23 protein-coding genes are annotated in these 25,324 nt (G+C 44.4%); 21 read left to right on the plus strand and 2 right to left on the minus strand.

Annotation, left to right across the window (positions count from 1 at the left end; all coding sequences use genetic code 11):
* Positions 1–59 precede the first annotated feature (59 nt).
* From LDX50_RS15360 to LDX50_RS15380, 5 genes are all read left to right on the plus strand, one after another.
* A complete protein-coding gene (locus tag LDX50_RS15360) occupies positions 60–2,063 on the plus strand; it encodes a glycoside hydrolase family 97 protein (RefSeq protein WP_225698187.1) in 2,004 nt (667 codons plus the stop codon).
* Between the two features lie 160 nt (positions 2,064–2,223).
* Entirely contained in the window at positions 2,224–3,006 is a 783-nt protein-coding gene (locus LDX50_RS15365; protein WP_225698188.1) for a DUF6090 family protein, read from the plus strand.
* A 16-nt stretch (positions 3,007–3,022) separates the two neighbouring features.
* Positions 3,023–3,949 (plus strand): ester cyclase, encoded by a 927-nt coding sequence (locus LDX50_RS15370; protein ID WP_225698189.1) that lies wholly within the window; start codon positions 3,023–3,025, stop codon positions 3,947–3,949.
* Between the two features lie 11 nt (positions 3,950–3,960).
* The gene (solA, locus tag LDX50_RS15375) at positions 3,961–5,175 is read left to right on the plus strand and encodes an N-methyl-L-tryptophan oxidase (protein ID WP_225698190.1); all 1,215 of its coding nucleotides are present in this window, start codon (positions 3,961–3,963) and stop codon (positions 5,173–5,175) included.
* A gap of 96 nt (positions 5,176–5,271) precedes the next feature.
* The gene (locus LDX50_RS15380; protein ID WP_225698191.1) at positions 5,272–6,039 is read left to right on the plus strand and encodes a gluzincin family metallopeptidase; all 768 of its coding nucleotides are present in this window, start codon (positions 5,272–5,274) and stop codon (positions 6,037–6,039) included.
* A gap of 16 nt (positions 6,040–6,055) precedes the next feature.
* Here LDX50_RS15380 and LDX50_RS15385 read toward each other — a convergent pair whose 3' ends face one another.
* Entirely contained in the window at positions 6,056–6,916 is an 861-nt protein-coding gene (locus LDX50_RS15385) for a phytanoyl-CoA dioxygenase family protein (RefSeq protein WP_225698192.1), read from the minus strand.
* A 351-nt stretch (positions 6,917–7,267) separates the two neighbouring features.
* On the opposite strand from LDX50_RS15385, the gene LDX50_RS15390 reads away from it, so the two are divergent.
* From LDX50_RS15390 to LDX50_RS15465, 16 genes are all read left to right on the plus strand, one after another.
* Positions 7,268–8,557, plus strand: coding sequence for a Gfo/Idh/MocA family protein (locus LDX50_RS15390; RefSeq protein ID WP_225698193.1), 1,290 nt, complete (start codon positions 7,268–7,270; stop codon positions 8,555–8,557).
* 50 nt (positions 8,558–8,607) lie between these two features.
* A complete protein-coding gene (locus LDX50_RS15395) occupies positions 8,608–10,101 on the plus strand; it encodes a glycoside hydrolase family 30 protein (protein WP_225698194.1) in 1,494 nt (497 codons plus the stop codon).
* A 21-nt stretch (positions 10,102–10,122) separates the two neighbouring features.
* On the plus strand, positions 10,123–10,902 hold the full coding sequence (locus LDX50_RS15400; RefSeq protein WP_225698195.1) for a 3-keto-disaccharide hydrolase: 780 nt from the start codon (positions 10,123–10,125) through the stop codon (positions 10,900–10,902).
* A gap of 65 nt (positions 10,903–10,967) precedes the next feature.
* Complete coding sequence (locus LDX50_RS15405; protein WP_225698196.1) at positions 10,968–12,143, plus strand: NAD-dependent epimerase/dehydratase family protein; 1,176 nt, start codon at positions 10,968–10,970, stop codon at positions 12,141–12,143.
* A 27-nt stretch (positions 12,144–12,170) separates the two neighbouring features.
* On the plus strand, positions 12,171–14,147 hold the full coding sequence (locus tag LDX50_RS15410; RefSeq protein WP_225698197.1) for a serine hydrolase: 1,977 nt from the start codon (positions 12,171–12,173) through the stop codon (positions 14,145–14,147).
* A 295-nt stretch (positions 14,148–14,442) separates the two neighbouring features.
* Positions 14,443–16,449 carry a copper-translocating P-type ATPase gene (locus tag LDX50_RS15415; protein ID WP_225698198.1) on the plus strand — a complete coding sequence of 669 codons (2,007 nt, stop codon included), beginning with the start codon at positions 14,443–14,445 and terminating at the stop codon, positions 16,447–16,449.
* Between the two features lie 114 nt (positions 16,450–16,563).
* Positions 16,564–17,283, plus strand: coding sequence for a DUF6090 family protein (locus tag LDX50_RS15420; RefSeq protein WP_225698199.1), 720 nt, complete (start codon positions 16,564–16,566; stop codon positions 17,281–17,283).
* An 83-nt stretch (positions 17,284–17,366) separates the two neighbouring features.
* Positions 17,367–18,026 carry a DUF6090 family protein gene (locus tag LDX50_RS15425; RefSeq protein WP_225698200.1) on the plus strand — a complete coding sequence of 220 codons (660 nt, stop codon included), beginning with the start codon at positions 17,367–17,369 and terminating at the stop codon, positions 18,024–18,026.
* A 127-nt stretch (positions 18,027–18,153) separates the two neighbouring features.
* Positions 18,154–18,339: a prominin family protein gene (locus LDX50_RS15430; protein WP_225698201.1), complete on the plus strand. Its 186-nt coding sequence runs from the start codon at positions 18,154–18,156 to the stop codon at positions 18,337–18,339.
* A gap of 237 nt (positions 18,340–18,576) precedes the next feature.
* Positions 18,577–19,386, plus strand: a complete 810-nt coding sequence (locus LDX50_RS15435; protein WP_225698202.1) for a hypothetical protein — start codon at positions 18,577–18,579, stop codon at positions 19,384–19,386.
* A gap of 101 nt (positions 19,387–19,487) precedes the next feature.
* Entirely contained in the window at positions 19,488–20,465 is a 978-nt protein-coding gene (locus LDX50_RS15440) for an NAD(P)-dependent alcohol dehydrogenase (RefSeq protein ID WP_225698203.1), read from the plus strand.
* A gap of 23 nt (positions 20,466–20,488) precedes the next feature.
* Entirely contained in the window at positions 20,489–22,021 is a 1,533-nt protein-coding gene (locus LDX50_RS15445; protein ID WP_225698204.1) for an alpha/beta hydrolase, read from the plus strand.
* Between the two features lie 36 nt (positions 22,022–22,057).
* Positions 22,058–22,636 (plus strand): hypothetical protein, encoded by a 579-nt coding sequence (locus tag LDX50_RS15450; protein ID WP_225698205.1) that lies wholly within the window; start codon positions 22,058–22,060, stop codon positions 22,634–22,636.
* Positions 22,637–22,671: 35 nt separating this feature from the next.
* A complete protein-coding gene (locus LDX50_RS15455) occupies positions 22,672–23,010 on the plus strand; it encodes a VOC family protein (protein ID WP_225698206.1) in 339 nt (112 codons plus the stop codon).
* A 9-nt stretch (positions 23,011–23,019) separates the two neighbouring features.
* The gene (locus LDX50_RS15460) at positions 23,020–23,337 is read left to right on the plus strand and encodes a TfoX/Sxy family protein (RefSeq protein WP_225698207.1); all 318 of its coding nucleotides are present in this window, start codon (positions 23,020–23,022) and stop codon (positions 23,335–23,337) included.
* Positions 23,338–23,365: 28 nt separating this feature from the next.
* On the plus strand, positions 23,366–24,466 hold the full coding sequence (locus LDX50_RS15465) for a serine hydrolase domain-containing protein (RefSeq protein ID WP_225698208.1): 1,101 nt from the start codon (positions 23,366–23,368) through the stop codon (positions 24,464–24,466).
* 71 nt (positions 24,467–24,537) lie between these two features.
* Here LDX50_RS15465 and LDX50_RS15470 read toward each other — a convergent pair whose 3' ends face one another.
* Positions 24,538–25,266, minus strand: coding sequence for a DUF6090 family protein (locus LDX50_RS15470; RefSeq protein ID WP_225698209.1), 729 nt, complete (start codon positions 25,264–25,266; stop codon positions 24,538–24,540).
* Positions 25,267–25,324 lie beyond the last annotated feature (58 nt).

Below are 25,324 nucleotides of genomic sequence, written 5' to 3' on the forward strand. Positions count from 1 at the left end.
GCCTTAATTACGCTCATTATTAAAAATTTGTAATTTGTAATTCAATCTAATTACATAAAATGATCAACCGTCTGTTTTTAATCATTCTTACATTATTCTTCATTACTGCCTGTGCTCCGGCCGATAGTCCCGAAAGTTTTCAATTATCTTCCCCTAACATGGTGAATACCATAACCTTTGAGTTGATTGACGGAACACCGGTATATCGCGTTTCACATGGTGACCAAATGGTACTAAACAACTCAACACTTGGATTCCGCTTCAAGGACAGTGAGCCATTGTATGGGAATTTAGAAATGATTAAAAGTGAAGAAACAACATTTGATGAGACGTGGGATCAGGTTTGGGGTGAGAAAAGCAGAATACGAAACCACTTTAACCAGTTGTCGGTCACGCTACAGGAAACAGGCGAATCAGGGAGAAGCATTGAATTGCAGTTCAGGGCTTATGATGATGGTGTCGCTTTTCGTTATATCTATCTGAAGCAGGACAACGACAGCCTCGTCATCATGGACGAGCTAACAAGCTTCAACCTGAGTGAAGACGGTCAGGCATGGTGGATTGGGGCCTACCAGGACAACCGGTATGAATACCTGACAAATAAATCATCCGTAAGTACGCTGGATACTGTGCATACTCCTCTCACCATTAAAAGTAATAGCGGGCTTTCCCTGAGCTTCCACGAAGCCAACCTGAAAAATTATGCAAGTATGACATTGGCAAGAGTCGGTGGCACAGAATTAAAGGCAGATCTTGTACCCTGGGCTGATGGTGACAGGGTAAAGACCGATGGTGGCTTCACTACCCCCTGGCGTACAATTCAAATTGCTGAAACACCCGGGGAGCTCATTACCTCCTATCTCATTTTAAACCTGAATGATCCAAACGAACTGGAAGATACCAGCTGGATAAAGCCGCATAAGTATCTCGGTATCTGGTGGGCCATGCATATAGGTAAATATTCCTTCTGGGAAAGTCCGATCCAGGGTGCCACCACCCAGCATGCCATGGAATACATTGATTACTGTAAAAAATTGGGGATCGACCACCTGCTTATCGAAGGATGGAATAAAGGCTGGACGCCGGCCTGGTACGAGAATGCCATGCATATGTTCAGCTTTACCGAGGAAGCCGACAATTTCGACCTTCATAAAGTAACTGATTATGCCAGGGAAAATGGTGTGAGTATTATTGGCTACCATGAAACCGGTTCCAATATTATTAATTATCTCAAGCAGATAGATGCGGGCATGAAATTATACCAGGAGGCAGGGATTCATGATGTAAAGATCGGCCAGGTAGGTTCGCGCCTCAATATGAAAGAGTGGCACCACGGGCAATTCGGAGTCAATTATTACCGGTATGTCCTTGATAAGGCTGTGGAATATCAGCTGACCGTTAACTTTCATGAACCGATTAAGGATACTGGTGAAAGACGAACCTATCCCAATATGATGTCCCGCGAAGGCGCGCGCGGACAGGAATACAATGCCTGGAGCGAAGGTAATCCGCCGTCCCATACGGCAACACTTCCCTTTACCCGGTTCCTCGCAGGCCCGATGGATTTCACCCCCGGAATCCTTGATGTGGATATAAAGCAGGGCTATGAAGGGCGTGATGTACATACCACAGCAGCCAAGCAACTGGCGCTTTATGTTGTGCTCTACTCGCCTATTCAGATGCTGGCAGATCTGCCGGAAAATTATGACGGCAATCCGGCATTCAAATTCCTCCAGGATGTTCCTGTAGATTGGGAAGACACCAAAGTTCTCAATGGAGAAATCGGGGAATATATCACCACAGTTAGAAAGGACCGTTACAGTGATGACTGGTATTTGGGCAGCCTGACGAATGAGAAGAGTCGCTCATTGCAAATCAGTTTATCGTTTCTTGATCCGAATTCCATTTATGAGGCGCAGATCTATGCGGATCCCGATGGGATTACCTGGAATAAAAATGCCTCGGAGGTAGCCATCTCAACCCGGGATGTAACAGCTTCGGACACGATACAATTGAAACTGGCGCCAGGCGGCGGTACGGCCATTCGGTTCGTCAAAAAGTAAGATGACATTGCAGCCCTTCCCAGGAATTTAACGGACGGAAGCATTTACTATACCTCAGAAAATCGAATTCCATATGTCGATAGGAAATTACTGCCAACTTTATTTTATTACATACCGGTAACATTGAATATTGCCGGCAACTAATCTGGATCATAAAATATTGTTAAAATTCTTCAGGAAAATTCGCCAGAAATTGCTTGGCGCAAATGAAATCAGTAAAGCCTCGTCGCCGGCAGGCAGGTACCTCGTCTATGCCCTTGGGGAAATAGTGCTTGTGGTTATCGGCATTTTAATTGCCTTGCAGATCAATAACTGGAATGAAGGAAGAAAGCAGGACCAACAGGAAAAGTTGTACCTGGAAAGATTAATGCTGGAAAACCAGCAGGACTTGCTCACATTCAACCAGGGCATCGAAGAACTGCAAAAAGGAAATCAAACGATTCGTGATATGTCGGCAGCGTTCAATGATGCCGAGAGCGGTGATACTTTACTATGGAAGACTGTGACAGACTATCTCATGTACGGTTGCCATTATCCTTTCTTTAATCCATCGACCTCAACCTTTGAGGATCTGTCCAGCACAGGCAACCTGGTTGTTATCAAGGATACTGAATTGCGGGATCTTATCGTAAATCACTATGCGAACTACAAATTCGTGGAGTCCAATTTTCAGGTCAACACCAACTGGGCTCTACCCGTGGATGCGCCATTCTATACTGAGAATGACGCATTGAAATATGAACCCTTCACAGAGCCGCTTTTCGGAAATCAGACGATCAGTGAAATATCAAACGACCTGAGAAACAATAAGCAGAAGTATCTTCGAAATGCTGCCGTTCATTACTGGATCAACGAAGACTGTATCAATCATCTGAATGGTGTAATTGAGGAAACGTCGTACCTTGTACAGCGCCTGGAAACTGAGTTGAAAAATCGAAAATAACCAAACACCCTAAAAAATGAACAGATCATCATTTAAGGATTTGACTATATGCATGATCCTGCTGATAGTATTTATCAGTTGTGATTCAACCCCTTCTGTCAACAATAATTCAGATGAAGTTGCCGCAGAAACTCCATTCAATTCTTCGGATCCTACGGAAGGTGAAGTAAAGTCGGCTGTAGAAAGAATTTTGCTTGCTGCCGGCACTTACAACGTAGAGGACCTTAAAAGCTTGCTAAGTGAAAATGGCTTTATCAGTATCACTTCCCAAAAGGATGGTTCCTGGCAAAACAGGGAGATTACTTTCGGGGAATTCATTTCCGGCATTGAAAATGGTGACCCAACCCCCTATGTCGAAATTGTAAGCGAGTATGATATGATCATTACGGATGGCAGATTGGCCCTGGTTCAGGCCGATGCCGTTGTTAACCGTTTCGGAATTCCCGGCAAACGTGAAATCAACAATATGATGCTCGTAAAAGATGGAGACACATGGAAATTGCTGAATATTGCCTGGACGGTCCATGAACTGCCGGAAAATCAGAAAGGATTCAATATGGAAATCTTTGCCCGCGGATATGCTGAGGCTTGGTCCTGTAAAAGGCCGGGGTTCGTAGCCATGTATTTTGAGGAAAATGGATCACTACAAGTCAATGAAGGCTCACCTGCTATTGGGAGATCCTCCATTACCGAGGTTGCAAGAGGATTTATGACAGATCTGCCCGACATGGTCGTCAGCTTCGACAGCCTTGTTACCAAATCGGATGGCACAGAATTTCACTGGACTTTGACCGGCACAAATACAGGACCAGGCGGAACGGGAAATGCCGTGAAGGTAAGTGGATTTGAATTCTGGCAAATGGGAGAAAATAACCGCATTCTAAAGTCAATGGGGCAGTTCTCTGCTGAAGAATATAACCGACAAATCCGCGAAGGAATATAATATTATACGTCATGCCCGGGCAGTCATTTAACGAGCTACTTGAAAATGTTCATTTAAGGCTGAAGGATCCGGCCCCTCAAATGAATTTCGATGTGATCGTCATTGGCATGGGCAGCATGGGGTCCTCTGCCTGCTATTATCTGGCAAAGCAGGGTTTCAAGGTATTAGGCCTGGAGCAATTTGATATTCCACATTCGTACGGCTCACATACCGGACAAAGCCGGCTAATCAGGAAAGCATACGGTGAGGACACCAGGTATGTACCGCTGCTCCAAAAGGCCTATAAGAATTGGAAGGAACTGGAGGAGGAAACAGGTGAACAGGTTTATTTCCAGACCGGTCTCGCCTACTTCGGAAGCCGGGAAAATCCATTCTTCGAAACCATCCGGCAATCAGCACAGGATTACGATATACAGTTAAATCAATTGACTTCGGAGGAATCTAAAAAGCAGTTTCCTCAATTTAACCTTCCCGACGGTCATCAAAAGCTATTTGAACCTGACGCAGGATTCCTAACTTCTGAACGTTGTATTCTGTTATATATCCGCCAGGCTCTTTCAAAAGGAGCGGTAATACGAACCAATGAAAAAGTGACCGACTGGAGATATGCACAGGGAATGGTGAATGTAAAAACCACGGCAGGAAACTACAGCGCCAAAAAGCTAATCATCACCACAGGGGCATGGGCCGGCAAAACTGTGCCGGAATGGTCAGACCTTTTCCGTGTCACCCGGCAGGTACTCGCCTGGGTTGAACCGAAAAACCCTGAAAGCTTCCGGCTGGGTTCACTCCCATGCTGGTACATGGAGGAGAATGGCTTTGACTTTTACGGGTTCCCTATGCTGGAGCAAGAAATATTCGGCGGTCCGGCCGGACTCAAGGTAGCACTGCACTATCCCGGAATGAAAGTATCTGATCCCGATCAGGTTGACAGGCATACGGGTTCTTCGGATGAAAAAGTGCTGATTGATTTCCTGGAGAAATACCTGCCCGGTTCATACAGCAGGACAGTGGAGCTGAAAACTTGTCTTTACACCTATTCACCAGATGAAAACTTCGTCATTGACCATCTACCTGGCTTTGACGGGAATGTTATCTTTTCCGGGGGCTTTAGCGGCCACGGCTTTAAGTTTGCCAGTGCCGTTGGAGAACTGCTGGCTGAGATGGCTGAGTCGGGCAAAACATCACCGGCAGCAGCATTCCTCGCTGGTAACCGGTTCAAATAAGTCCTGATTTTAACGCTGAATAGCCTTCCACCGGGTTGGGCCGCGAAAGGATTAAAAGGATGGCAGAATGGTTTATATAATTTAACTTTATTGGCCATGCGCAGCCTGATTATTTCCCTGATTCTCTCACTCTCTTTTTCACAAGAAATTTTATGCCAGGATCCGTTGTCAGAAGAACTCAGAAGGAGTCCGTTTGAATGGAACAAAGACAGTATCGAAGGTTTTACCATCTATTTTATTGCTGCGAGCTGGACGGAGGAAAATCTCGGGACAATCCGGCAGCGCTTACCGGAAATGAAAACTGCTATTTTAGAATTCATGAAGAGCCCGGAATATGACCACAAAGTGCATGTTTATATAGTTAATTCCCGTGCTCAAATGAAAGACCTCCTGGGTTATGAAACCAATGGAACGGCCTTTCACAAACTGAATGCATTCACAGCCATAGGCTCAGGCGGAATTCGGAGCATATATTCATCTCATGAATTGTTCCATGTTATGGCCATGAACGAGTGGGGTGTTCCTGACAGATGGATCAACGAGGGTATGGCCGTCTATTCCGATGGAGGATGGTTCGGCTATGAACTGCATGCACTGGCCCATTACCTGAAGGATTCCGGCCGTTTTTTAACACTGAAAAAACTTACCGGTCAATTTGGAAAAACAGACGACCTGCTCTCCTATCCGTTAGCGGGAAGCTTTATGAAATTTCTCGATGAAACGTATGGCAGACCGGTTGTACAGGATATCTGGCAAGGCAACAGGAAAAGTCTTACCGACAGAACGGGTAAAAGTCTGAAGGAGCTTGAGACAGAATGGATCGAAACCATCAATCAGACAGATTACAGCAACATTACCTATTAACGGGGAATCTAAAAGGTCACTTAATGATTTCATCCCAATTCACCTTATCGTTATGTGAATGGGTGAAACCCATAGCCCTTTCTTCATCAATAGTTTTGGTATCTCTGTAGGCCACTACATATGTTTTGCGCCAGTGAGGCGAGCTGTTACCTCCTGATCCATGCACAATGCGTTCATCGTGAATGGTCACGCTTCCCCGCTTGACCGGCAAATAAACCACCTCATCGTCCGGATTTGTCTCAATTACAAGGGTATGCGAATCTTCCCTGTTTATTCCCGCATTACCGTCACCATCACTGTATTTCTTCGGAACATGTTTGCGCAGTTCGGGCTCCTTGTTGGTGCCGGGCAGCACCTGCAAGCACCCATTCTCCAGGTCTGAATCCGTCAGGGCCAGTGAAAACGTAGCCGTCCATGTATTCTTCGTTTTTGGCCAATAGCCCAAATCCTGATGCATGGCAAATTCTGCCCCCTCTTTTGATGGTTTTTTGGCCAGAAATTGCTCATAATCGATAGCTGCCTTTCCTCCGGAATACAATTGATCAGCTATATTTTGGGTGATCTGGTGAAAGATATTATTTTCCAGCTCCTTCCTGTAGGTACTAGGAAGCATCGCGTTCACCAGCTGAAAATCCTCCATAGGAGTGCCATACGGCTGGGACATATCACAAAAATCCCTTCCCATCCGATCCATTTCCTTTCCCTCGACAAAATGATCGAACCACGGCTCGAGAAAAGCCACCTCCTCCTCGGTAAGGACATCATTCAAGACCAGGTATCCCTGCTCATGATATTGCTCAATTTCTTTGTTCGTGAGTTTATACTGAAGTCCTTTTCTGCGGTGCGCACCCGAGTCGTCATTGGCTATTCGTTTCATGGCCGAAAATTCTTTTTGATGTTTATCAACCATAATATACATTGATTATTTTATTGACAATTCAAATCGATGCCATAATCCTTTCTTAAAAAATCTTCCTGCCATCTTCGAAAGAGGTCTATGAACATGAGAGGCCGGCGTAGCGAGCAAAATCATAAAAATACCTTCTGGGGAACTTGCGCTATGGGACTAGCAGCTCTTGTCGGATATTTATTTGGCGTAAATGTCGCCTGAGCCCGTTAGATACGCGAGATTCAAAATCAAAAATATATATTGAACAGACCGGGCTTGTATTTCCACTGTACTATTTACATATTTCAACCAGGAATCACCTCTTAACCATACCATCCCATGAAAAGAAGACATTTTATAAAATCTGCCGCAGCGTTTTCATCCATTACCCTACTGCCTTCCCATGTCTGGTCCACTGTAAAAAAATCCACCTTACGAACCGCTCATATCGGCGTGGGCGGAATGGGACTGGCCGATCTTGGAGATATATCCTCCCATGAAATGGTGAAAGTGGTTGCTTTGTGTGATGTGGACAGCAATAATCTCGCGGCCGCCTCATCTCTTCATCCAAAAGCAAAGACATTCAGTGATTACCGGGTTCTCTTTGATAAAATGGCCAAAAAGATCGATGCTGTGATCATATCTACTCCCGATCATACACATGCCCCGGCATCCTTAATGGCTATGGAAATGAATAAACCTGTATATTGTCAGAAGCCTCTTACCCATCATGTACTTGAGGCCCGGGCAGTGCGGAAGATGGCAGCAGACAAAAACCTGACAACTCAAATGGGGATACAGATCCATTCCTTCAAGGAATATCGCTCCGCAGTTCACCTCATCCAGAACGGAATCATCGGGAAAGTCCATACGGTTCGGGCCTGGTCTCCGAAAAACTGGGGGTACGACGGCCCCATACCCACCGGCAGCGACCCTGTTCCGGCAAACCTCGACTGGAATCTTTGGTTGGGAACTGCCCCTCAACGTGAGTATAAAGATGGATACTATCATCCCGGCAACTGGCGCAAGGTCCTCGATTTTGGATGCGGAACCCTGGGTGACATGGGTGTGCATATCTTTGATACACCCTACACGGCTCTTTCGCTGGACGTTCCGGCAACCATCACGACCCAATGCCGGGAACCCAACGGATTTGGCTACCCCGAAAACAACGTCGTCACTTATGAATTCCCGGGAACGGAGTTTACAACCGATACCTTGAAATGGGTCTGGTATGATGGGCCGGGAGCACCAACGGACCATGAAGAACTTCGGTTGCCAAACATGGAAAGTTTACCCGAACAGGGTTCTATGTTTATCGGCGAAAAAGGTCGCCTCCTGCTTCCACACTGGGATTTCCCAAAATTGATCGTTGATGGTAAATATGAGCCGGTTGATTATCCTGATCTGGAACCGGCAAATCATTACCACCAGTTTGTTGACGCCTGCCTGGGAAATGATACCTGCAGTGCGCCATTTTCATACGCGGCAAGGCTTACAGAAGCCATACTCCTAGGAGTTGTAGCAAACCGATTTCCAAATAAAACTCTCCATTGGAATAACGGCACCCAACTGTTCGATGAATCTGAAGCAAATCAATACCTGACAAGTTCATATCGTAAATTTTGAGGTATCCTTACACGAAACCGTTCCAATATATAAAGGTAAATACACAAGCTATGAATACACTCTTTCGCTCCCTGATCATAATCGGATTATTTTGCTCCTGCAGCACAGAAAACAGCAGCAGCACGGAAACAGACTCGTCTTCACCATCAGAAAATTCGCAAACCGATTTTGTCATAACCGGTCGGAAATCTGTTGTATATACCACGGCCAGCAACTCAGAACTGCGGCTTGCAAATACAAATACATTGTCTTTTGAAGCAGCCGCCCAACCGCTGGAAAATGAAGTATCTGTATTCGTAAATCCACATGTTAAATTCCAGTCTCTTGTCGGAATCGGAGGGGCGATAACAGATGCCTCTGCAGAAGTATTCGCCAAACTGCCGCCGGAAAAGCAGGCTGAATTTCTGAAGGCATATTATGACATTAACGATGGCATCGGATACTCTCTATGCAGAACCCCAATTCACAGCTGTGATTTCAGCAGTGAAAGCTATACCTATATTGAGGAAGGTGACGCCGAACTGAGCACATTCAGTATCGATCACGACAAAGCCTATAAGATCCCAATGATCAAACGTGCTATAGAAGCAGCCGGAGGTGAACTTATGTTGTATGCGAGTCCGTGGAGCCCCCCGGCATTCATGAAAGACAACAATAACATGCTGCAAGGAGGAAAACTTCTCCCGGAATATGCCGATGCATGGGCTCTTTATTATACAAAATTCATTAAAGCCTACGAGGCCGAAGGAATGCCGATATGGGGAATTACTATACAAAATGAACCCATGGCTACCCAGCGATGGGAATCATGCATATACACTGCCGAAGAGGAACGTGATTTTCTGAAAAATCACCTCGGACCAACAATGGAGCGCGAAGGATTGGGTGACAAGAACATTATCGTTTGGGATCACAACAGGGATTTAATCAATCACAGGGCCAATGTAATCTTCGAGGATCCGGATGCAGCAAAATACGCCTGGGGCGTGGGCTTTCACTGGTATGAGACCTGGACCGGCGGCACGCCGATGTTTGAAAACCTGGGGATAATAAAGGATGCCTTTCCGGATGTAAATCTTATGTTTACCGAAGGATGCCAGGAAGGTTTTACTCAGGAACGATACCAGTTCTGGGCTCATGCAGAAAGATACGGACGGTCGATGATCAATGACTTCAATCAGGGTACCAGGGGATGGACCGACTGGAATATCCTTCTGGATCAGAACGGCGGCCCCAACCATGTGGGTAATTTCTGTTTCGCTCCTATTCATGGTGATACCGACTCCCAGGAATTGATCTACACCCCATCCTATTATTATATCGGTCACTTTTCAAAATTCATTCGTCCTGGTGCCAGTCGCGTAAGTACCGCCAGCAGCAGAAGTCCGATATTGAGCACTTCGTTTTTAAATGAAAATGGAAGCCTGATCACGGTGGTAATGAATCAAAGTGATCAGGATATCGAATACAAACTGTATGTTGATTCAGAAGCCGTAACCGTTACAATTCCCGCGCATGCCATACAAACACACGTAGTGGGATAAAGTGTTAACTAATAAATGACCTTGAAATTCATTTGTACTGTCTGGGTATACTTGCTTTCTGTTTGTTCCGTTCTCGCACAAGGGCAAACCTGGGAAACAATTTTCAATGGAAAGGACCTCACGGGATGGACAATCAAAATTTCAGGTCAGGAACTGAACGACAACTATAAAAATACCTTTCGGGTTGTTGATGGTAAACTCGTTGTTTCCTATGATGAATATGTCACATTCGATGAGAAATTCGGTCATATCTTCTATGACGAGAAATTGTCTCACTTTAAACTCCGACTGGAATACCGGTTTATCGGCGATCAGGTGGCAGGAGCACCTGAATGGGCCTACAAAAACAGCGGGGTAAAATTTCATTCCCAGCCTCCTGAAGATATTCCAAAAGACCAGCGATTACTGGTTGCCATTGAAGCCCAGCTGCTGGGAGGCAACGGCACAGATCCCCGGCCTACCGGTAATGTTTGCACTGCAGGCACTCATATTGAAATGAACGGAGAGCTTATCACTGAACACTGCATTAATTCAACCTCGGAGACTTTTCATGACGACCAATGGGTTTCACTGGAAATTGAAGTGCATGGGAATGATCAGATTATTCACAGGATAAACGGGAGAACAGTACTTGAATATTCACATCCCCAGCTCGATGATTCCGACCCATTCTCTGCACATCTGCTCGAGCAAGGTATTCCACGTATGCTTAAGGAGGGATATATTGCCCTTCAGGCGGAGAGCCATCCGGTGGAATTCAGAAATATACAGCTGCTTCGCCTACAGGAAGCAGATCAATGAAAATGTAAAAGCATTTTTGGTTTTAGTATCTTTTTCTCTTCTTGTGCATGTAAACCCCTAATCATATGAAAGATCAAATCTCCAGAAGAACTTTCGTGGAAAAGAGCCTTGCCATTGGTGTTGCATTGCCGCTGGCCGGTTCTCAGCTGCTCTCATGTGCATCTCCGTCTGAAAAGGATCGACCCGTTGATTCCCTGAAAAAACTAAATATTCTGATACTGGGAGGAACAAGTTTTTTAGGTCCGCACCAGATCGCCTATGCCATGGAACGTGGCCACTCCATTACCACTTTCACCCGTGGAAAGACCATGCCAACAATTCACCAGGATCTCTTCGATCGTGTTACCATGCTTGCAGGTGACCGTGCAAGCGACCTCTCAGCCCTCGAATCAGGCAAATGGGATGCCGTCATTGATAATTCCGGACATAATGTGGACTGGGCAGTGGAAAGTGCGAAGCTCCTGAAGGATAAGTGTGACCTGTACCTGTTCACCTCCTCAACCGGTGTTTACTATCCCTACCTCAGCAGTGATATCAAAGAAGATACAGAGTTACTGACAGCAGAACCGGAGGGAATTGAGGATGAAGAAATGAAAATCGAGTACTGGTATGGCGTCATGAAAACGAATTCGGAAATAGCAGTTCGTGAAAATTTTGGTGCCGACAGAACCATTGTGGTTCGCCCAACCTATATGATCGGTCCGGCCGACAAATCCAACCGGTTTATTCACTGGCCCGTACGCCTTGCGCGTGGTGGTGAAGTGCTCGTTCCCGGAATGCCGGAGGATCCTGTACAATATGCCGACGTGCGGGATGTGGCAGAATGGATGATACGACTTATAGAAGAGAAGAATACAGGCACCTTTAATGCGGCAGGCCCGGCCTCACCCCAGGGAATACAGGATTTTGTACAAAAGGCAGCCGGAGTTTTTGATGCTGAATCAACCTTTGTAAACATCTCAGATTATGACTTTCTGAAGGCAAACCGTGTAACAGATATCGTTCCCTGGATTATCCCAATTGGTAATAATTACGGTTCCGCAAGGATCAACAATGCTAAAGGAATGACGAACGGACTTACTTTCAGAAAGCTTCAGGATACCGTTGCAGATACATATGAGTGGTGGTATTCTGACGCCCTTACGGATGAGGATAGAATTAAATTTGAACAGGATCCTGATTCTGTACTTGCCAGGGAAAAAGATCTGCTCGAGCGGTGGAAAAAAGTTGCGCAATCCTGATTATTGAAATGAACATTAAATATCACCATGAAGCACCCTAAAAGACTCTTATTCCTGCTGGCGCTCACCATCACCTGCGCAAGTGCCCAAACTGAAAAGGGACATATTAGCCCCGAAACCATCATCAAGTCTGATATCGAACCCGCCGCGAAACATCGGTATACAATTTCAATCCAGAAAGATCAGTTTGTAATTCTGAAGGTTAATCAGATGGAGGCAGACGTCGAGGTTGTCACCTATGATCCATCAGGAACCAGGCTGGAGACATTCGACGGTCCGAACAGCATCGAACATATAACCATTGGTTCAGAAACATCCGGGGATTACTCACTCGAGATTACCTCTCTGGAAGAAAATGATACCGGCATGTACTCCATTACTGTGGTTGAGACCCGGAAACGAGCCACTGCCCAGGCGGGTAAGGTGGATGAAATATTCAGCGCATGGGATACTGACCACACTCCTGGCGCCTCGGTTGCGGTTATGAAAGAGGGGAAGATTATCTTTTCTAAAGGCTATGGAATGGCCACACTGGAATATGATGTACCGATTACACCTGCCACAATCTTTCATATCGCATCTGTATCCAAGCAATTCACTGCTTTTTCGATATTGCTGTTACAGGATGAAGGTAAATTATCGCTTGATGACGATATCCGTACATATATCCCCGAGGTTCCTGACTTCGGCACAACGATCACACTTCGGCATCTTGCATCACATACAAGCGGACTTCGGGATCAATGGAACCTGCTGGCAATGGCAGGGTGGCGCCTCGATGATGTAATAACAACCGAACAGGTTCTTAAACTTGTAAGCCGGCAAAAGGAGCTGAATTTTCAGCCAGGGGAAAAGTATACTTATTGCAATACAGGATTCACGTTGCTTGCAGAAGTAGTCGCCCGCGTTTCAGGCAAATCATTTCCGGAATTTACAGAAGAGCAAATTTTCAAGCCGTTAGGAATGAAGAATACCTTATTCTATGATGATCATGAGCGAATTGTACCAAACCGCGCCTACTCGTACGGATCATCTGAAGATGGATATGAGAAACGTGTATTGAGCTACGCAATTGCAGGTGCAACCAGTCTTTTCACTACCGTTGAAGACCTGAGCCTGTGGGCTGATAATTTCAGGACACTAAAAGTTGGAAATGCCGGAATCGTAGAGGAAATGAATACACCCTATGTACTCAATAATGGCGAAACGTTTGGCGGTGCGCTGGGTCAGTTCGTCGGTGAATATAAAGGCCTGAAAGAAATTCAGCATGGAGGGGCCGATGCCGGGTACCGCACGTACCTGGCGCGTTTTCCGGATCAGAACGTGGCAGTTTCGGTATTTAGCAACGACGGAGGATTCAATTCCGGGGCAATGGCGCATAAAGTGACTGATGTTTTTCTGTCTGATCTGCTGATTGAAGACGTTAAATCCACCGATTCAGAAATGGCGGATGTTCCGTTGGATGATACAATTCTGGAGCGTTATATCGGAAATTATGAAATGGATGCCGGTTTTATTGCCAAAATAACCAGTGAGGATCAACACCTGTTCTTCCAAACAACGGGTGGAAAGAATAAATTGCTGGCCCGAAATGAGAACACCTTTTACATACCAAACGCAGATGTGGTATTCAACTTTGAGAACATCACCGAAGAAAAGGCAGCCACGCTACGGGTAGAGGCCGACGGAGAAACTTATCCGGGAAAGCGCATAGCACCTTTCGAGCCTTCAAGCGTGGATCTGTCAGAATATGAGGGCGAATATTTCAGTGAAGAGTTGTTAACCACTTATACATTCAAGGAGGTTGATGGTAAACTGATGGCTCAGCATATCCGTCATAGCGATTTTGAACTTATCCCTGAAAAACCAGATGCATTCCGTTCCACCACCTGGTTCTTTGGACAGGTCGAGTTTTTACGTAATGAAAAAAATGAAATTACCGGATGCCAGGCATCATCGGGACGGGTTCAAAACCTCAGATTTAAAAAAGTTGGAAATGAATAAGGTTAGTATTCTCTTGTATCGCGCGGGCTTTTTGAGTTGCCCGGATACCTTATACACTGGATATTAATGATACTTTCAACCACTGTGGTGTAGATGTTTTTACACTGTTCAAAATGAACGAGGGATGGAAAATCCTGAATATTTCCTTTACAGTGGAGCCTGAGGGATGTGCGGCCCTCGAATAGTATTTAAAAGAGTTCATGAATTTGTCTTTGATTCTTTGGATTTGAACCATTTATAGTGGTAGCTTATCTATATCTCTTACCATTAATCAGAGTACCCTACCCATACCGTCATGAATAGTCATGCTCACCATACAAATTCAAAACCAGAAAAGTCAAATGATCACCATGATCATCACGATCACATGATCGGTGACTTCCGAAAACGTTTCTGGATTTCCTTAATCATAACAATTCCCATCATTGTTCTTGCGCCGATGATTCAAAGCCTGCTGGGCTATGAACTTGGTTTTAAAGGAGACCGGTATGTTCAATTTGTGCTGTCATCGATAATATTCTTCTATGGCGGCTGGCCGTTTCTTAAAGGAATGGCAGATGAAATAAGGGAAAGGTCACCGGGAATGATGACCTTGATCGCACTGGCAATTTCAGTTGCATATTTCTATAGTTCTGCAGTGGTTTTTGGGCTCGAGGGAAAAATATTCTTCTGGGAACTCGCCAGCCTGATAGTTATTATGCTTTTAGGTCATTGGATTGAAATGAAATCGGTGATGAGCGCATCTAATTCATTACAGGAACTTGCTAAAATGATGCCATCAGAAGCCCGAAAAATAAATGAAAACGGCGAAGATCAGGATGTGCCAATCTCTGAATTAAAGAGTGATGACATCATCCTGGTAAGACCCGGCGAAAAAATTCCAGCCGATGGTCTCATTATCAACGGCGAAAGTAATGTTAATGAATCTATGCTTACCGGTGAATCCATGCCCGTCCCTAAGAAGGAAGGAGACGAGGTCATTGGCGGGTCGATCAATGACAACGGATCTCTTAAAATCCGGGTAAAGCATGGCAGCGAGGATTCCTACCTGTCGAAAGTGATCACAATGGTCAGGGAAGCCCAGCAATCCAAATCAAAAACACAAAACCTGGCAGATAAAGCAGCTTCATGGCTCTTTTATTTAGCACTTGGCGCAGGGATCATTACATTGATTGTGTGGCTCCTGTTGGGGAAGGATTTTGAGTATTCACTTGAAAGAATGGTGACTGTAATGATTATTTCTTGTCCGCACGCGCTGGGGCTTGCCATTCCCCTCGTGGTAGCAATTTCTACGGCCGTTTCAGCAAAAAATGGATTATTGGTTCGAAACAGAACAGCGTTTGAAAATTCAAGAAAGATCACGACTGTCATATTTGATAAAACCGGAACGCTAACCAAAGGTGAATTTGGGGTAACCCGGTTTAAAAGTACTCAGGATGGCATGAGTGATGATGAACTTCTCCAGGTAGCCGCGTCCATCGAAAACAACTCAGAACACCCGATTGCTGCAGGGATTGTTAACAAATCCAAATCCGGTAACCTTGAATTGGATGAAGCAGAGAATTTTAAAAATATAACCGGAAAAGGAATACAGGCTTCCGTAAATGGGAAGGAATACAAAATTGTAAGTCCCGGAATGCTTTCCGAATTGGGAATAGATCAACCGGAGGATGCATTCAAATCAGATGATGAAACAGTGGTATTCGTTGTTTCTGAAGATAAACTACTGGGTTACATCGCGCTGGCTGATGAAATACGTGAAGACTCTTTCGAGGCAATCAAAACACTAAAAAACAGGGGAATCAAGGTTTTAATGGCCACCGGAGATAATGAAAAAGTGGCCAGGGCAGTTAGCGAAACACTTGGCCTGGACGATTATTATGCTGAGGTTCTTCCGGAAGACAAGCAACAAATCATTAAGGATTTGCAGGAAAAAGGTGAATTTGTGGCTATGACGGGTGATGGTGTGAATGATGCCCCAGCACTGGCTCAGGCGAACGTTGGAATTGCAGTTGGTTCGGGCACTGATGTAGCAGCTGAAACTGCGGATATTTTACTGGTCAACAGTAATCCGAAAGACATCTCCAACCTCATTCTTTTTGGTACTGCTACCTATAAAAAGATGATGCAAAACCTGTGGTGGGCGGCTGGATATAACATCGTTGCGGTACCGCTTGCTGCCGGTGTGCTGGCAGGTATCGGGATCATTCTAAGCCCGGCAATTGGTGCTGTCCTGATGAGTCTGAGTACTGTTATCGTGGCGCTGAATGCCCAACTGTTACGCAGGCAAATGAAGCATTGACCCTAGCATGAGTCTGGTACAGGTTCATTACTGGAAGACCCGGGAAAAATTATTCCTATATTACGATCACAACTAAGCTAAGACTGAATGCTGAAAAGGGTCAAATTTGCTCAAATGGGAAACGAAAAAGTATCCAGGTATTTAAAATATGCCATTGGAGAGATCATACTTGTTGTAATCGGAATTCTGGTTGCACTCCAGGTAAATAACTGGAACCAGGAACGTATTACACGCATTAATACCCGAAATCTGCTGATTGCCCTTGAGTCGGAGGTGCAACAGAATAAAGCTCAGCTGCAAATTGTTTTTTCAAAGCATTATGAAAACCTGGAAGCAGGAAAGAAACTGATGCAACTTTTTGGCCGGCCGGTGGATCACCTTAACCAGGATAGTCTTTTTCAACTATTCAATAAATTCGGAGAAAACTTTACGTTTGACCCAAACAAAGGGGTATTAAAATCGGCCGTTTCAACAGGTCAGATCGGGAACATTCGAAATGAGGAATTACGGTCATTGCTGGCATCATTTGAGGATTATGCATTAGATGCCGGGGAAAGTGCACTGGAATTCAAGGATGTTCGCAACAATCAGTTTCGGCCCATACTTTTCAACTATATTGGATTCAGTGATGCCTGGCATCAACGGTACTCCTCCATACCGGTAAGCCAGTTTCCACATGAAATGAATAAAGTCTTTATGAGCCAAACGCTTGAGTCCTATACGGCAAATCTGCTTGTGTTGCGGCATGAATCCATTGAAGAGGAAGAAAGTCTCATGGCTTCCATCGACAGTATGCTGGTCCTTTTGTCCGAAGAAAAAGAGAGACTACGGTAGGTATTGCTCTTCCGGAAAACATCCAATATGGGATGTGAAAAAATTCCAAAGCTTATTATATTATCATTCTGAAATATGGAGCAATGAAAAAAAACAGGATCAACTGGACCAATCATTTAATCGAATTATTCATCGTAATCATTGGCATTACCATTGCATTCTGGCTGAATAATGTGTCGGTACGTGAAAAAGAACGTGTTCAGGAGATCGTTTATTTAAAAGACATTCTTCATGATCTGAAAATTGACAGCGCACGGTTGTCCAGAAACGTACGTATTAATGAATTAAAACAGGAAAAGCTTTCCGCGGGTCTTGAATTAATTTCAGCCAGGGCACCCGTTGACAGCATCTTATTTAAGGTGATCGAAATTGGAAGCTATGATTTTTTCACTCCTGACAATCTCACCCTCATATCGATGATGCAAAGCGGAGACCTGAAACTTATCCAATCGGAGGAAATTAAACGGGAGCTGCTTCGATTGCTGAAAATCTATGAAAATATTGACTTCATGCAGAAGAATTTTCTTCAGGCACTGGATGATAATTATTTCCCGATGCTGTTGAGGCAGGTGGATATGTCAAATCTGGAAGTGGCGGATCCCGATTTTTTCTATGGTATAGAAATTCGAAACTATACGATCTTCGCACTCAATGAGACAGATCAGCATATTAATTCCTACAACCATGCACAAAGGCAGATTGGAAATCTGATGACCCTGATTAAATCTGAAATTTCGAACTGAATTGTAGTATCTTCCTGCCACCCTTGTCCAAAGGTCTTCTGATTAAAGTAGTTTTTCGCATTGATGATCATCAGGTTAAAATTCATCTGATGATGGTAATTTATCTCATCATCAAAACCATTTTACCATGTCTGCGCAACAAAAACAGGATCGGAGCACATGGGTCATCGGCGGAACGACCCTGATGGGGCTTGGAGTTGGATTTATTTTCCTCACCATATCGCCTTTTATCATGGTTGCATCGCTGTTGATCGGCATTGGACTGGGGCTGGTCATCGTTCCCTTCCTCTCGCATTACAGTGAGACGCATTAGCGGTGTACCCCATTCCCCCTTCAGGGGAAAATATAGGTACCTAAACGGACAACCACAAAATTGATCCGTACGGGATTTAAGTATCTAAGAAAAAACTATCGCTGTTCAGAAAAATACAGCAACAAGCATAGAAAGTGCCCAAAGCGGCAAGCCTGCCTCATCAAAATCCAGCCTGCAGATATTCTGCCAACAAAAACCACGTGAGCTAATTAAATATTTTAGTACCTTTTGATCCATATGCTAAAATTATTCAGAAAGGATCGGTTAAAGCTTCTGTCCGAAAACAGAATAAGCAAATACCTCGTCTACGCGACAGGTGAAATTATTCTGGTTGTAATCGGCATTTTAATAGCTCTTCAGATCAATAGTATGTACGCCGAATCTGTACGGCTGGCCGCTGGAAACCAAGCCAGGAACCGGCTCGCACAGGACCTCAGGAGCGATCAGGAAATTTATGCCATCCGCACACGTTATTTCATGGAAGCGTTGGCCTTTGGAGAAAAAGCGCTTCCCTTGCTCAACGGTGATCCGGAAGCATTGAACGACCCCTGGGAATCTGTCTACGCCGCATACCAGGCAAGTCAGATCTGGCCTTTCCGTCCGAAAGATCAAACATACGTGGAACTGCAGAACGCTGGAAACCTGGATCTTATAGGCGGCCCGCTGGTTCAGGATGTGATGGCTTCCTATTACAAGGATGCCCAGGAAGAAATAGGCATAACATTCGGAGGACCCGATTTCTACAGGAAAATGATCAGGGAGCGGACTCCCTGGCGAATCCAGCGTTATATTTGGGAAAATTGCTATTCATTTGAACAGGTGGCAAATACCGCTACGAATATCAGTGAAAGCGCCAAATACCTTCCTGCCTGTCCTCCACCCCCGAATTCAGATGATGTTTTGAGGACCGCCCAGGCTTTGTCTGGTGATCCGGAACTGGCCAATGCACTTCGCGGCAGACTGGCCGAACTTCATGTAACTTTGAGTTATATCAGGAATCGCCAGGCTGAGGTCGACTCATTACTAATCATGGTTCGAAATAACTGAAGTGTGCATCACTTTAAAATCATGATTCATCGCTGAACTTTGAATAAACCCATTTATCATCAGACCGTTTGAATCCTGATCAAAAATGAATTACTAGCAGTATGAAAGCCGCATACCGCACATCCTATGGAAACCAGGAAGTTCTTCAAATCAAGGAATTACCGGTTCCTGGCCCCTCCGAGAATGATGTGATCATTAAAGTGACAGCAACCACAGTGAACCGCACCGATTGCGCCAATCTCACGGGGAAACCGCTGATCATGCAACTTATCATGGGACTCGTCACGCCCAAATACCCGGTTCCCGGAACAGATTTCACCGGTGAAATTGTGGAAGTCGGCGAAAAGGTAAAAAAATTCAAACCAGGTGACAGGGTTTGGGGGTTTGATGATTCCGGAAAGGCTGCTTCCCAGGCGGAATATATGATATTCAATGAAAACAGGGGTATCGAATTGATGCCTGACTCCATTAACCCAATTGAAGGAGTCGCTTGTATTGAAGGTGTTCATTATGCCTATAATTTCATAAACAAAGTATCCTTAAAACCCAGCCAAAAAGCCATGGTGAATGGCGGCACCGGCGCCATTGGCTCAGCCCTTATTCAGATGCTGAAATACCATGGTCTCAGTGTAACTGCCACCTGCAGAGGTGAACATGCAGATATCGTAAAAGAACTTGGCGCGGACAGAATTATTGATTACACCTCTGCCGACTTTACCAAAGAGAATGAAATTTATGATTATGTTTTTGATGCGGTAGGCAAAAGCAGCTACGGAAAGTGCAAGCGACTCCTGTCCGCCAGGGGAATATACATTTCTTCAGAATTAGGACCGAATTATGAAAACCCGTTTCTTGCAATGATAGCACCAGTATCAAGCGGGAGAAAAGTTAAATTCCCGATACCTCTCAACATAAACGAAAGCCTGAAATTTTCCGCGGAACTGATCAGTGCGGGAGCATTCAAGCCTCTTATCGACCGGATGTATTCATTGGAAGAAGTAAAAGAAGCCTATGCCTATGTACTCTCAGGACAAAAAACAGGAAATGTAATTCTGAAGGTCCAAAACCCGGAAACTTAACGCACGCAAAACCATTACCAATCATGAAAATTATATACCGCAGTGCTGCGCTCATGTTCATCCTGATGACGTTCTCTTTTGGATCTCATGCGCAGGAGAGTAAACTCACCATCACTATTTCCGTTTCAGATCAAATGAAAGATGACTTCAGGGACGCCGGGCGATTGTATATCTTTCTGTCGCAGAATCCTCAGGTCGAACCAAGAACTCAAACCTGGCCAAACCCGATGTCACGAACTGAAATTTTCGCTAAAAATTTATCGGGATGGGATATGACCAATCCCCTGATTATTGGAAAAACGGAGGACTGGTCTTCCACAGCAAGCTGGAATCTGGATAATGTTCCGGCTGGTGAATACTTCGTGCAAGTATTGTGGGATCAGGATGAAGAGGAATCCCGAATCAATGCGCCGGGAAACCTATATTCAGAAAAACAACCGGTCAATTTGTCCGACGATGCGACCGCGGTATTTTCACTTGATAAAAAAATAGGTGAAAGGTCGATCACTGAAAGTCCACTTGCCACGGTAATAGATTTCAAAAGCGATACGTTGTCGAGCTGGTGGAAGAAACCAGTTCACCTGAAAGCATCGATCCTGTTTCCACACAACTATCAACCGGGGAATGTCTATACCATTCGCTACAATGTAGCGGGGTATGGAGGCCGTTATACCAGGATCAATTACCTGCTGAACGATGAGAAATTTATGTCCTGGTGGGATTCAGAAGAAGCTCCGCAAATCATCAGCGTATTCCTCGATGGAGAAGGTCCATACGGTGACTCCTACCAGATGGATTCTGAAAACAGCGGTCCGTACGGCTATGCTCTCATCAATGAACTGATTCCCTATATCGAAAGCAAATACCGCGGTACCGATGACGCGGCTACACGGTTTGTTGACGGATGCTCAACTGGCGGATGGGTATCACTGGGTCTGCAGCTTTATTACCCTGATACATTCGGGGGTGTTTTTTCCTTCAGTCCGGATGCCATTGAATTTGAGAATTATCAACTCATTAACATTTACAAGGATGAAAATGCCTATTACAATGAATTCGGATACAAGAGACCTGTGATGCGTAGTGTCCTGGGCGAGCCGATGCTTTCCCTTCAGGATTTTATTAACTATGAAAATGTTTTGAGCACAACGAATACTTATGTCAAGTCTGGCGGCCAATTCAGTGCACACACCGCACTGTACAGTCCCAAAGGGTCTGATGGTTTACCCCTGCCGGTATTCGATCCCGAATCGGGTGAAATAGATCATGAGGTTGCTGAACACTGGAAAAAATATGATTTTAAGATCCATGCAAAGGAGAACTGGGAAACACTGGGGCCGAAAATTCAGGGCAAAGTATATATCTGGATGGGTGATATGGATAACTTCTATCTTAATCCCGCAACCCGTGCCTTTGCTGATTTCCTGGAAACTACTGAAAACCCGAAGTCAGACGCGGTCGTGGAATTTTCCCCGATGAAAGGACATTGCGAGAACTATAACTACCAGTTGACCCTTCTTAAAATACAGGAAAAAATGGCCGAATCCGTACGCTAAACAGAAATTTTATCGCGTATTTCATTAACTTCTCCTATGAAATACGATATGCTTGTTATCCTGATACTTATTGTCGCAGGGTGTCAGAAAAATAGTAACTCAACAGAAGCTGGTAATGACAATCAGTTTGCTGAGGCAGTCATTGATATGTCAGGTCTTTCAGTCTTTCAGACAGATGGAATGACGCTGGACAGTATTTATGCCTACGGCGGCGGTGATTGTTTTGGGGACGTTTATCATTTCACAGGAAATAAAAGGATCATCGTGGTTGATTCCCTGACCTGTGGAGAATATGGATTTACATTCACCCATTACCTGTTGAATAGAAGTAACGATATACAGGCTGTTCGGAAATTGAAATGGGAATCCATCATCAATAATGATGCAACGGGTTACACGCATATTCTTTCGGAGCATCTCTATGATTTCCAGGGGGAAACACCAACTTTCTATAACAAAAGGGATACGATGGATAACCATTTTATTTCAATGGGGCACTACCCTGACAGTGTTTCACTTAAGTTCAGCACTGAATCTTCGGAAGATTATCAGCCCGTTTATGAACAATTAAGAGCGCAACTTGAAAATTTATGGAAAAGGGAATTGGTTGAATAAAGGCTAACCATACTAACGATAATACATTCTACGCTATGGAAATAATCAATTGTAACCTGACAATCATGGTCCATTCGTTGGAAGCATCGATACGATTCTATACCGAAACCCTCGGTTTTACACTGAAACACCGGTTTGGCAACAACTGGGCAGACATTGAAGGCCCGGGCATTAACCTGGGACTTCATCCGACTGCCGATGAAATTATTCAGGGAAATAACCTTCAGATAGGAATCAGGGTATCGGATTTAAAAAAAGCTACGTCAGACTTAATGGAAAAAGGGTTAAGGATGCAACCAAATAAAAATGATCAGGCGAATCTGAATTCCTTTTGCGATCCCGATGGTAATATTTTGTACCTTATCGAAATTTAATTCGGATTTATGGCTTCAGACCAGGAATTTGTTTCTTTCGTTACAGACCAGCTTGAAGCTGCCGGAGACGTGTTTGCTAAAAAAATGTTCGGGGAATATGGCGTCTACCTCGACGGGGTGTTTTTTGGTTTGATTTGTGACAATCGATTTTTTGTAAAACCAACGGAAGGCGGAAGGGCATTTATTGGAAAACCGGCTGAAGCTCCCCCCTATCCCGGGGCAAAAAACAGTTTTTTAATAGAGGACAAACTGGAAGACAGGGACTGGCTTTGTGAACTTGTAAAAATTACTGTGAAAGAACTTCCTCCACCAAAAAGGAAAAAATAACCACTTTACCACCCACACTTAAATTCATATGAATCCAGCCCGAATCCTCCTGATCATACTGCTCACTTTTTCAATTGGATGTAATACTTCGGAACCACCCACGAATGAACCGGACAAATCCGTGGACATCGGCCTGGATATGGCTAATATTAATTTACTCCTTGACAGTATCCGATCGGGGGTTTATCCGAATCGCCATAGTCTGCTTATTTACAAGAATGATAGCCTGGTTGTCGAAGAATACTTTCCGGGAGAAGATGAGATCTGGGGTGAAAAGATTGGTTTTGTTCAGCACACAGATACAGTTCTTCATGATATGCGGAGTGTTTCAAAAAGTGTCGTTTCGGCTTGTATAGGAATAGCTATCGATATGGGCTTGATTAAAAGTACTGACCAATCCGTATTCGACTTTTTTGAAGACTATCAGCAGTACAAAAATGATGGCCGCGAAAATATTACGATCAGGGATTTGCTTACAATGACTGCGGGATTGGAGTGGAATGAAAATGTTCCCTACACAAATCCAGAAAACAGCGAAATCCAGATGGATGAAAGCCCGGATAAGGTGGACTTCATTCTGAGTAGAAAGATGGTCACCTCCCCGGGAACCGAATGGAATTACAGCGGTGGGACCACAGAGATTCTGGCGGAAATTATTCATAAAGTGAGCGGAAAAAATGTCCATGAATTTGCGAAGGAATACGTTTTCACTCCAATAGGAATCACGCGGTCTGAATGGACAACCTTTCCTGGTTCAGAGATGCCTGCCGCAGCATCCGGCTTACGACTCACTTCGCCGGATTTGTTGAAATTAGCAATTCTTTATCACAACAAAGGGATGTATAATGGAGATCAGATTATTCCCGCTTCCTGGGTTGAAGAATCACTTAGCCCCCATGTAGAAAGACCCGGTGGCGGAGGATATGGTTACCAATTCTGGACGTACAATTTAAAAGACTCAAATGGAGAACATGTAATTCCTGCTGCTGTCGGAAATGGTGATCAGCGCATTTTCTTTGACTCCGAAAATGATATGGTCATTGTTACCACAGCAGGAAACTACAACCAGTGGGACATTGAAAAAAATTCATGGAGTATTCTGAAGAACATACATACTTCGATTAAATAATTTAGGCTGCTGACAGGAAGGTTCTTCCCGAAGCCGTTCAAACAACCTTTTGCCGATGGACAAACCAGAACTCAGCTGTCCTCCAACTCTTTGTCAATCATTTCAACAGTATCCAGTATTTCCTGCCTGAGGTTTAGCAATGTCCTGCTGATATTTCTAAAATTTAGCCGTGCCGTCTGAACCGTATTCAGGAAAAGCTGATCCTGGCGCAATGTGATATAATCGATCGGGTAATATTGAACTGAGTCCAAATCTTTATAAGCGAAAACAAATCGATCCCTCATCATTGGCCTGAAATATTCAATAAGATTATTTCCAAAATTGTCAACGGCATTCCTGGCAGAAGGAAATTTAACATTGTATAGTTCTACAATTCGTTCTTTCAGCAATGGATTCTGGATGACCTTAATGCCCTCATTCTCCAGTGTTTTGTTGGCAGTCACCCCCCAAACGAGGTCCTTGCTAAACATAAATGAACGGAATTTAAGACTTATGGAATCAGGCATTTCCTTCATATTATCCAATACAAACAGAATCTCATTCGAATTCCTGACGTCCTGAAGCGCCTGGTCAATTTCCGGTTGTAACTCATATTCGATGTCTGAAAGAAGTGATTTTTTAATTTCTACCAGGATCTCTTTTTCAAGATTCCTCTCCTTTCTGAATCCATTCCAGTTATTGATTTGAAGGGCAATCAGAATACCAATCACTACCAGGACAATCTCACCTACCGCATAACCCAGGTAGTGCCGAATCCGGTCAAGAGACTTTCTTCTATTACCTTTTAAAAAAGTACGCATGGCCGTCAAGATGCAGGAAAAAATATATATTTCAAATTCTCCATTTGATAATAACACA

It is taken from the genome of Fulvivirga sedimenti, from assembly GCF_020328055.1.

Bases quoted from the DNA above. Each gene is read 5' to 3' on its own strand.
- LDX50_RS15360 (WP_225698187.1), top strand. From the start codon at position 60: ATGATCAACCGTCTGTTTTTAATCATTCTTACATTATTCTTCATTACT.
- LDX50_RS15370 (WP_225698189.1), top strand. From the start codon at position 3,023: ATGAACAGATCATCATTTAAGGATTTGACTATATGCATGATCCTGCTG.
- solA (WP_225698190.1), top strand. From the start codon at position 3,961: ATGCCCGGGCAGTCATTTAACGAGCTACTTGAAAATGTTCATTTAAGG.
- LDX50_RS15380 (WP_225698191.1), top strand. From the start codon at position 5,272: ATGCGCAGCCTGATTATTTCCCTGATTCTCTCACTCTCTTTTTCACAA.
- LDX50_RS15385 (WP_225698192.1), bottom strand. From the start codon at position 6,916: ATGAAACGAATAGCCAATGACGACTCGGGTGCGCACCGCAGAAAAGGA.
- LDX50_RS15390 (WP_225698193.1), top strand. From the start codon at position 7,268: ATGAAAAGAAGACATTTTATAAAATCTGCCGCAGCGTTTTCATCCATT.
- LDX50_RS15395 (WP_225698194.1), top strand. From the start codon at position 8,608: ATGAATACACTCTTTCGCTCCCTGATCATAATCGGATTATTTTGCTCC.
- LDX50_RS15405 (WP_225698196.1), top strand. From the start codon at position 10,968: ATGAAAGATCAAATCTCCAGAAGAACTTTCGTGGAAAAGAGCCTTGCC.
- LDX50_RS15410 (WP_225698197.1), top strand. From the start codon at position 12,171: ATGAAGCACCCTAAAAGACTCTTATTCCTGCTGGCGCTCACCATCACC.
- LDX50_RS15415 (WP_225698198.1), top strand. From the start codon at position 14,443: ATGAATAGTCATGCTCACCATACAAATTCAAAACCAGAAAAGTCAAAT.
- LDX50_RS15420 (WP_225698199.1), top strand. From the start codon at position 16,564: ATGGGAAACGAAAAAGTATCCAGGTATTTAAAATATGCCATTGGAGAG.
- LDX50_RS15425 (WP_225698200.1), top strand. From the start codon at position 17,367: ATGAAAAAAAACAGGATCAACTGGACCAATCATTTAATCGAATTATTC.
- LDX50_RS15430 (WP_225698201.1), top strand. From the start codon at position 18,154: ATGTCTGCGCAACAAAAACAGGATCGGAGCACATGGGTCATCGGCGGA.
- LDX50_RS15435 (WP_225698202.1), top strand. From the start codon at position 18,577: ATGCTAAAATTATTCAGAAAGGATCGGTTAAAGCTTCTGTCCGAAAAC.
- LDX50_RS15440 (WP_225698203.1), top strand. From the start codon at position 19,488: ATGAAAGCCGCATACCGCACATCCTATGGAAACCAGGAAGTTCTTCAA.
- LDX50_RS15445 (WP_225698204.1), top strand. From the start codon at position 20,489: ATGAAAATTATATACCGCAGTGCTGCGCTCATGTTCATCCTGATGACG.
- LDX50_RS15450 (WP_225698205.1), top strand. From the start codon at position 22,058: ATGAAATACGATATGCTTGTTATCCTGATACTTATTGTCGCAGGGTGT.
- LDX50_RS15455 (WP_225698206.1), top strand. From the start codon at position 22,672: ATGGAAATAATCAATTGTAACCTGACAATCATGGTCCATTCGTTGGAA.
- LDX50_RS15460 (WP_225698207.1), top strand. From the start codon at position 23,020: ATGGCTTCAGACCAGGAATTTGTTTCTTTCGTTACAGACCAGCTTGAA.
- LDX50_RS15465 (WP_225698208.1), top strand. From the start codon at position 23,366: ATGAATCCAGCCCGAATCCTCCTGATCATACTGCTCACTTTTTCAATT.
- LDX50_RS15470 (WP_225698209.1), bottom strand. From the start codon at position 25,266: ATGCGTACTTTTTTAAAAGGTAATAGAAGAAAGTCTCTTGACCGGATT.